The following is an 8317-nucleotide window of genomic DNA, read 5'->3' as shown; positions in this document are numbered from 1 at the left end:
TATTTAATTTTATTCTAAAAAATAAACAATTTTGGAAAACCATTTCAAAATGTTTATAAACAGCACACAAAAAGCACAAAGTATAAAAAATGTTACATTTAGCGATTTTTTAGTTATATTTAGCATTTGAGATGGTGATCACGGTAGTTTATCCTGAAAAACACTATATTCTGCCCATCTAAAGTCTAGATATAAACTTATTGAATATTTTTTCAAATTTTAGAAGATTTTTATTCTTTTAAAATCTAGCTTTTTTAGTATGTGGTAATTGAAGATATTGAGATAACACCAGGCACTCAATGCGCTCATTTATTCATAATAAAATTTATGCAGTGATTGCTTTGTAAAAAGGCAATGACTCACTTTATTTTTCATTATTTTTTTACCGCGTTATTTCGGAGAGTATTATGGATACAACCAAAGCTGGTTCTATCGCACAGGGTAATACCCAAAGTGATTACAAAACATGGCGTAAGTCAGACACAGTATGGATGCTCGGTTTGTATGGTACAGCTATCGGTGCTGGCGTTCTGTTTTTACCTATCAATGCTGGGATTGGTGGCTTAATTCCTCTGTTGATTATGTTAGTACTTGCTTTTCCTATGACCTTTTTTGCACACCGTGGTATGTGTCGCTTTGTGCTATCAGGTAAAAATCCAGGTGAAGATATTACTGAAGTGGTTGAAGAACACTTTGGTAAAACAGCAGGTGTATTAATCACTCTGCTCTATTTCTTTGCTATTTATCCTATCTTGTTGGTTTACAGTGTCGCTATCACTAATACGGTAGAAAGCTTTATTGTTCACCAAATGCATATGACAGCACCACCTCGTGCGATTTTATCACTGGTACTGATTGTCGGTATTATGTGTATCATTCGCTTTGGTGAACAAGCTATTGTTAAAGCAATGAGTGTCTTAGTATTCCCATTCGTTGCCATCTTGATGGTACTTGCTTTATACCTCATTCCTGAATGGAATGGTGCCATTCTTGATACGCTCTCTTTTGATCACGCCTCAACTTCTGGTATGAGCCAAGGCTTGTTAGTAACCTTATGGTTAGCTATCCCTGTGATGGTGTTCTCTTTTAACCACTCACCTATCATCTCTGCTTTTGCTGTGGCAAAACGCGAAGAGTACGGTGACAATGCAGAGAAAAAATGTTCACGCATCTTAGCTTATGCTCATATCATGATGGTGATCACTGTTATGTTCTTCGTGTTTAGCTGCGTATTTAGCTTAACACCAGAAAATTTAGCTGAAGCAAAAGAGCAAAATATCAGTATTCTGTCTTATCTTGCTAACCACTTTGAAGCACCCGTTATCGCTTACATTGCACCTTTCATTGCCTTTGTTGCGATTACTAAATCTTTCTTAGGTCACTATTTAGGGGCTCGTGAAGGTTTCAATGGCTTAATTATCAAAGGGATGCGCGGAATTGGTAAGAATGTCGAAAAAGATCGTTTAAACAAAATCACAGCTCTGTTTATGTTGGTTACAACGTGGATCGTTGCAACATTAAACCCAAGTATCCTTGGTATGATTGAAACACTGGGTGGCCCAATCATCGCAATGTTACTGTTCTTAATGCCTATGTATGCTATCCGTAAAGTACCAGCGATGAAAAAATATCAAGGCCATATTAGCAACGTATTTGTTGTTATCATGGGTCTGATTGCAATCTCAGCGGTTTTCTACACCTTAGGTAATACTTTCATTAATTATTTCTTTAACTAATAAGTTTATCGATGGCTACTTTCTAAAATGAAAGTAGCCATATCGCTACAGTCTACAAAACAGTTTTCATTCTAATAACACACAGTGCGCCTTTAAATTAGGGAGGCGAATATTATGGTTAGCGTTTTTGATATTTTTAAAATCGGTATTGGACCTTCAAGCTCACACACGGTAGGCCCAATGAAAGCAGGTAAAGAATTTGTCGATTTACTTGCTGAGAAAAACCTTCTCTCCTCTGTTTCCCGCGTAGTCGTTGATGTGTATGGCTCTTTATCTCTAACAGGTAAAGGTCACGCAACAGATATCGCGATTATTATGGGATTAGCCGGTAATTTACCTGATACGGTTGATATTGACGCTATCGCACCTTTTATTAAACAAGTCGAAAATACCGGACGTTTGATGTTAGCTAATGGTGCTCAAGAGGTTGATTTCCCCGCGGTTGGAGGCATGAATTTTCATAAAAGTAATTTACCTCTTCATGAAAATGGTATGACTATCAGCGCCTATAATGGCGAACAACTTCTGTTGAAAAAAACCTATTACTCCATTGGTGGCGGCTTTATTGTTGATGAAGAGCATTTTGGTCAACCCGAAGAGAATAAAGTTGAAGTACCTTATCCTTATCAATATGCTGCCGATTTGCAACGTCACTGTAAGGAAACCGGTCTCTCTCTTTCTGCACTGGTGATGCAAAATGAACTTGCATTACGCAGTAAAGAAGAGATCTCAGCCCATTTTGCTGCCGTTTGGGAGGTAATGAAATCAGGTATCGAGCGCGGTGTTAATACCGAAGGCTTATTACCGGGACCATTACGTGTTCCTCGTCGCGCGTCTGCGTTACGTCGTATGTTAGTGACTGAAGATAAAACCACCACCGATCCTATGACAGTGGTTGATTGGATCAATATGTTTGCATTAGCCGTAAACGAAGAGAATGCAGCCGGTGGACGTGTTGTAACAGCACCCACTAATGGCGCATGCGGTATTATTCCTGCCGTACTCTCCTATTACGATAAATTTATTCGCCCAGTCAATGAAAACTCCTATACACGCTTTTTCTTAGTAGCCGGTGTTATTGGGTCGCTGTACAAAATGAATGCCTCTATTTCCGGTGCTGAAGTGGGTTGTCAAGGTGAAGTCGGTGTAGCCTGCTCAATGGCTGCAGGGGCTTTAACTGAACTGCTAGGGGGTAGTCCTGAGCAAGTCTGTATTGCGGCTGAAATCGCGATGGAGCATAACTTAGGTCTTACTTGTGATCCGGTTGCAGGACAAGTACAGGTGCCTTGTATCGAGCGTAATGCTATTGCTGCCGTACAAGCGGTAAACTCAGCACGGATGGCGCTTCGTCGTGTCAGTGATCCACGTATCTGTTTAGATAAAGTCATCGAGACCATGTATGAAACAGGTAAAGATATTAATTCTAAATATCGTGAAACATCACAAGGTGGCTTAGCCATTAAAGTCTCTTGCGATTAATTTAACACTTTGACATGATTGTTACCCATAAACCAATGCCAGCTTTTGCTGGCATTATTTATTTTTGCTCCCCGACCAAGATCCCTCCAATCACAACATAATAATTTTATATTTTTTATTACAATGGCAGTATCATGTGACACCGAGCATATCTTCTAAAGTCCAATATCTATAAACCTATAAATCTATTGGTCATATTTATATTATTAGCTAAAGTTGATTAATTAGAGGGTTATTCGCTCAATAAGTAGCAACAGAGCGACACATTTTTTCTTGATCTGTTGAATCGATAGCATTGATGCATTATCACTCATGTAGCTCTACACGGGATAAAAAGAGAACCAAAATGAAATCAGATATTGAAATTTCCCATCAAGCACCGCTTTTACCCATCCAAGATATTGCTAAAAAAATAAATGTAGACCAAGACGATATTGAATTTTATGGCAAATACAAAGCCAAGTTTAGCCAGAGTATTTGGTCAAAAATCACCTCAAAAAAACAGGGTAAATTGGTGCTTGTCACTTCCATTAATCCCACACCAGCAGGTGAAGGTAAAACCACCGTTACGGTAGGATTAGGACAAGCCCTTAATCAATTAGGCAAAAGTGCCATTATTGCATTACGCGAACCCTCCTTAGGCCCTTGTTTTGGTCTAAAAGGAGGAGCGGCTGGCGGTGGATATTCACAAGTTGTACCGATGGAAGATCTCAATCTTCATTTTACCGGTGATTTTCATGCTATCACCTCTGCAAATAATTTATTAGCAGCGATGTTAGATAACTCGCTTTATCAAGGTAATCCCCTTAACATTAATCCTAAAAAGATTATTTTTAAGCGCTGTATGGATATGAATGATCGCGCACTACGTCATTTAGTGATTGGATTAGGTGGCGACAAAGATGGGGTGGTTAGAGAAGATAGCTTTGTTATCACCGTTGCTAGCGAAATTATGTCTATCCTTTGTTTAGCAAAAGATATTAATGATTTAAAACAGCGCTTAGCACGTATCATCGTTGCATATAACTATGAAGGCGAGCCTGTTAGTGCTGAAGATCTCAACGCTGTCGGCGCTATGGCAACCTTACTTAAAGATGCCCTTAATCCTAATTTAGTACAAACGTTAGAAAATACCCCCGCGATTATTCATGGTGGCCCTTTTGCCAACATTGCCCATGGCTGTAATAGCCTAAGAGCGACTAAACTTGCTCTTCAACTGGCTGATATCACTGTAACAGAAGCGGGATTTGGCGCTGATTTAGGTGCGGAAAAATTCTTTGATATCAAATGTCGCATAGGCGACTTACAACCAGACTGCGCTGTTTTAGTCGTTACCACTAAGGCATTAAAATATAATGGTGGCTTAGGCAAAACACAGTGGGATCACGAAAATCTCACCGCTTTAGCAACGGGGATCGAAAATCTAGGTAAGCATATTGAAAATCTGAAAAAATATGGTGTTCCGGTTATTGTTACAGTAAATGCTTATGTGACAGACTCTGCTAAAGAGCATGAATTTATCGCCCAATATTGCCAGCAAAGAGGATGTCGTTTTGCCATTAGTCAAGTATGGGAGAAAGGTGGCGCGGGTGGTATTGAATTAGCCAATCAGGTTATTGATACACTAGAAAATGATGCACCACAGTTTCAATTACTCTACCCTGATAATATGCCTTTAAAGCAAAAGATAGAGACCATTGCTCAAGAAATTTATGGTGCAAAAGGGGTGACTTACAATGCTAACGCCCAAGAGATGCTAACAAAAATCGAGGATATGGGCTTTGGCCATTTCCCTATTTGTATGGCAAAAACGCAATATTCTCTATCAGATGATCCCGCATTACTTGGTCGCCCGACTGATTTTACCATTAATATCCGGGAAGTGTATGTCAGTGCTGGTGCAGGCTTTGTTGTTGCATTAACGGGCACAATAAATACGATGCCAGGATTACCTAAAAAACCGGCAGCAATGGCGATGGACGTTGATGATCATGGGGCAATAAAAGGACTGTTCTAAGGCACTTAAAACCTACTCAATAAAGAATGCCAGTTAATACTGGCATTCTTATTTTAAATGGGTGAGTTTTTCAGTAATTATGAACTTAATTAACCAAAAAGCGCATTAAACCAACCAGAGACTGTTTTAACCACAAAGTCCCAGATACGACTAAAGAAACCACCTTCTTCAACCGCTTCTTTTACCACTAATGGGCGCTGCTCAATCACTTCATCGTTTAGTAAGAAATTCACTGTTCCTACTACTTGATTTTGTGTTAATGGTGCTTCTAATTCGGGGTTAGTCAATGTAAAAGAGGCTTTTAAGTTCTTTAGCTCTCCTTTAGGAATGGTGATTGATGCATCTTTAGCAACACCTAAAGCCACTTCACCTTTATCGCCATACCATACTTTTTGCGTAGTCAGGGGCACGTTCTCTTTTACAGGTGTCACGGTTTCAAAAAAGCGGAAACCCCAGCCGAGTAATCTTTCACTTTCAGCAAAACGCACTTTATCTGATGGCGCCCCTAAAACCACTGCAATCAGACGCATATTTCCTTCGGTTGCCGAAGAGACAAGGTTATAGCCAGCCCCATTGGTATGCCCGGTTTTTACACCGTCGACATTCATATTTTTATTCCACAATAGACGGTTACGATTTGGCTGGCGAATATTGTTGAAGGTAAATTCTTTTTCTTTATGAATATCATATTCTGAAGGTACATCGCGGATCATAGCAGCCGTTAATAACGCCATATCTTGTGCTGTGGTGTACTGCCCTTCAGAATCTAGACCGTGTACTGTTTTAAAGTGAGTGTTTTTTAAACCTAAATTCGCGGCATAGGTATTCATAAGATCAACAAAGGTTTCTTGGCTACCGGCAACATGCTCTGCCAACGCAATACTGGCATCATTACCAGATTGGATCACCATACCTCGATTTAAGTCGATCACTTTAACTCGATCGCCTGGTTTTAAAAACATCAAGGATGAGCCCTTTAAAACAGGATTACCCGTCGCCCAAGCATTGCGCCCAACAATAACAATATCATCGGGCGACATACGTCCCTCTTTTATCGCTTGTCCTACCACATAACTACTCATTATTTTGGTTAGACTGGCAGGATCTAGGCGCTCTTCAGGCTTCTCTGAAGCAAGTATTTTTCCACTGTTATAATCCATTAATACGTAAGATTTAGCCTCAATTTGAGGCGGCACAGGATTATTCACCGCAAAAGTAGGACTAGAAATAATTAGCAGTAAACCCATTCCCGCGGTAACCTTAGCCAATACGGATGGAAGATTTGTTTTCATTACCGATCACCCTTTTATATCAATTTGTTAAAGCTTTCCTACTATAGGGCTTTATGGAATAAGACGCCAACATTGATAGATAAAGATTTATCTTATATTCATATTTAACGCCCTACAGAGGGAATTTTTGTTACTTATCGTGGTTTAGGAGACCTTTATGTTAAAAGTCTGGGGTAGAAAAAACTCATCGAACGTTAAAAAAGTCCTGTGGTGTTTAAAAGAGCTTCAAGCTCCTTACGAACAAATTGATGTCGGAGGCCCTTTTGGTGGACTTCATGAGGCCAACTATTTAGCACTCAATCCCAATGCATCTATTCCTACCTTACAAGATGATGATTTTGCCTTATGGGAGTCAAATACCATAATTCGTTATTTATGTACCAAATATGAAAATTATCATCTCTACCCAACCGATGTAAAGCAACGCGCAAACGTTGAAAAATGGATGGATTGGTCAAATGCTAGCCTTTTTTCTCCAATCCAACAAATGATGATAAATCTTGTTCGCACACCAAAAGAGCAGCAAGATCCACAGCTTGTACAGAGCCTAAAAGCGAAATTAAACCAACTGATCAAAATTGCCGATGATCAACTGGCTAAAACAGCTTATTTTGCCGGTGACTATTTTTCATTAGCTGATATCGCTATTGCTCCTTTGGTATACCCATGGCTAGAGGTTTGCCAAGAAGGTGCAAATTATCCACATCTACAACGCTGGTTTGCACAATTAAGTGAAAATCAGATCTTCCGTGATGTCGTTTTACTGCCGGTAAATTAACTCATTGGCATTTTGTCGGGATCAGGATAGTGATAATGAAATCCGAGATCTCGGCAAATCTCCTGACCGTCGATCTCTCGTGCTGGCGGTTTATCTTCTAGAGCAAATTCAGGGGGAGTAAGATCTAACTGTGCAGCAGCACGGCTGTAAAAATCTTTCTTTTTAGGATGAATAGGCGCGCATAAATTATATAAACGGCCTCCTTCATTTTGAGCAAGCAGTTGCTCTATCGCAAAAATAACATCGTCTAAATGCACTAAATTGACACTCTGATGTGCACCTTTGACCTGTTTTTTACCGGATAAAAAGCGTCCTGCATGACGACCAGGCCCAACTAACCCCGCCAAACGTAAAATATCGACGGTCGTAAGTGGTAAGCGATGTAACCAATTTTCAACTTCCGCTATCATCTTAGCGGATTGCGTTTCTGGCCTAATATCAACTTCTTCTGTAATAACACCACTTTGATTGCCATATACTGAAGTAGAGCTAATATAAATCACTCTTGTCACATGCCGAGACATGGCGCTATCCACTAATGTTTGTATCCCTTCAACATAATCATATCCTCCCCCCGCCGCACTGGGAGGTAATGTAATAATCAGTACGTCAGTTTCCATTAAGTAATCAAAATCATCTCTATCACACTCAATAGCCGGTGTTAAATTCATTAGACAACAATCAACACCACTCATTCGTGCTGCTTCTACACCATCTTCTGTGGTTTTTGTTCCTTTTACTTGATACCCCGCTTCACGCAAGGCATTGGCAAGTGGTAATCCTAACCAACCTAATCCGACTATCGTGATCCGTTTCATTTTCTACCCCTACTTTCATGGCTTATTTAAATTATGTAACAAAACTTAATTTTATCCATTACTGATAAAAACTGCTTAAGCGTTATATATATTTAGCCTGCTTTAATATACTGGCGCACTTACTCGGTTAAGTAAAGAAAAGAAATATTAAAATTCTCTAAAAAACATAAGGTTACAATTTATTTAAATTATTATTA

Annotated in this window: 6 protein-coding genes; 4 read left to right on the top strand and 2 right to left on the bottom strand. The window is 39.4% G+C overall.

What is annotated here, in order from left to right; translation table 11 throughout:
* The first annotated feature begins 407 nt into the window (after positions 1-407).
* The 3 genes from AACU98_RS17730 to AACU98_RS17720 all read left to right on the top strand — a co-directional run bounded on the left by AACU98_RS17730 (position 408) and on the right by AACU98_RS17720 (position 5232).
* Entirely contained in the window at positions 408-1736 is a 1329-nt protein-coding gene (locus tag AACU98_RS17730) for an HAAAP family serine/threonine permease (RefSeq protein ID WP_004244537.1), read from the top strand.
* Positions 1737-1850: 114 nt separating this feature from the next.
* Positions 1851-3215: an L-serine ammonia-lyase gene (locus AACU98_RS17725; RefSeq protein ID WP_004252061.1), complete on the top strand. Its 1365-nt coding sequence runs from the start codon at positions 1851-1853 to the stop codon at positions 3213-3215.
* Between the two features lie 346 nt (positions 3216-3561).
* The gene (locus AACU98_RS17720) at positions 3562-5232 is read left to right on the top strand and encodes a formate--tetrahydrofolate ligase (RefSeq protein ID WP_004244535.1); all 1671 of its coding nucleotides are present in this window, start codon (positions 3562-3564) and stop codon (positions 5230-5232) included.
* A gap of 89 nt (positions 5233-5321) precedes the next feature.
* Here AACU98_RS17720 and AACU98_RS17715 read toward each other — a convergent pair whose 3' ends face one another.
* Positions 5322-6524, bottom strand: a complete 1203-nt coding sequence (locus tag AACU98_RS17715; protein WP_004247605.1) for a serine hydrolase — start codon at positions 6522-6524, stop codon at positions 5322-5324.
* A 157-nt stretch (positions 6525-6681) separates the two neighbouring features.
* Here AACU98_RS17715 and AACU98_RS17710 point away from each other — a divergent pair, with 157 nt between their 5' ends.
* Entirely contained in the window at positions 6682-7302 is a 621-nt protein-coding gene (locus tag AACU98_RS17710; protein WP_161735289.1) for a glutathione S-transferase family protein, read from the top strand.
* Here the strand turns inward: AACU98_RS17710 and AACU98_RS17705 are convergent.
* Entirely contained in the window at positions 7299-8120 is an 822-nt protein-coding gene (locus AACU98_RS17705) for an SDR family oxidoreductase (protein WP_004247604.1), read from the bottom strand. The genes AACU98_RS17710 and AACU98_RS17705 overlap by 4 nt on opposite strands.
* Positions 8121-8317: the final 197 nt, after the last annotated feature.

The sequence above is a fragment of the Proteus sp. G4380 genome (assembly GCF_963885725.1).
Taxonomy (GTDB): Bacteria; Pseudomonadota; Gammaproteobacteria; order Enterobacterales; family Enterobacteriaceae; genus Proteus; species Proteus mirabilis.
The sequence above is the reverse complement of the archived record's forward strand: the minus strand, read 5'-3'. Positions and strand labels throughout refer to the sequence as shown.

Coding starts and splice junctions, on each gene's coding strand:
- AACU98_RS17715 (WP_004247605.1), bottom strand. CDS start 6,524: ATGAAAACAAATCTTCCATCCGTATTGGCTAAGGTTACCGCGGGAATG.
- AACU98_RS17730 (WP_004244537.1), top strand. CDS start 408: ATGGATACAACCAAAGCTGGTTCTATCGCACAGGGTAATACCCAAAGT.
- AACU98_RS17710 (WP_161735289.1), top strand. CDS start 6,682: ATGTTAAAAGTCTGGGGTAGAAAAAACTCATCGAACGTTAAAAAAGTC.
- AACU98_RS17725 (WP_004252061.1), top strand. CDS start 1,851: ATGGTTAGCGTTTTTGATATTTTTAAAATCGGTATTGGACCTTCAAGC.
- AACU98_RS17705 (WP_004247604.1), bottom strand. CDS start 8,120: ATGAAACGGATCACGATAGTCGGATTAGGTTGGTTAGGATTACCACTT.
- AACU98_RS17720 (WP_004244535.1), top strand. CDS start 3,562: ATGAAATCAGATATTGAAATTTCCCATCAAGCACCGCTTTTACCCATC.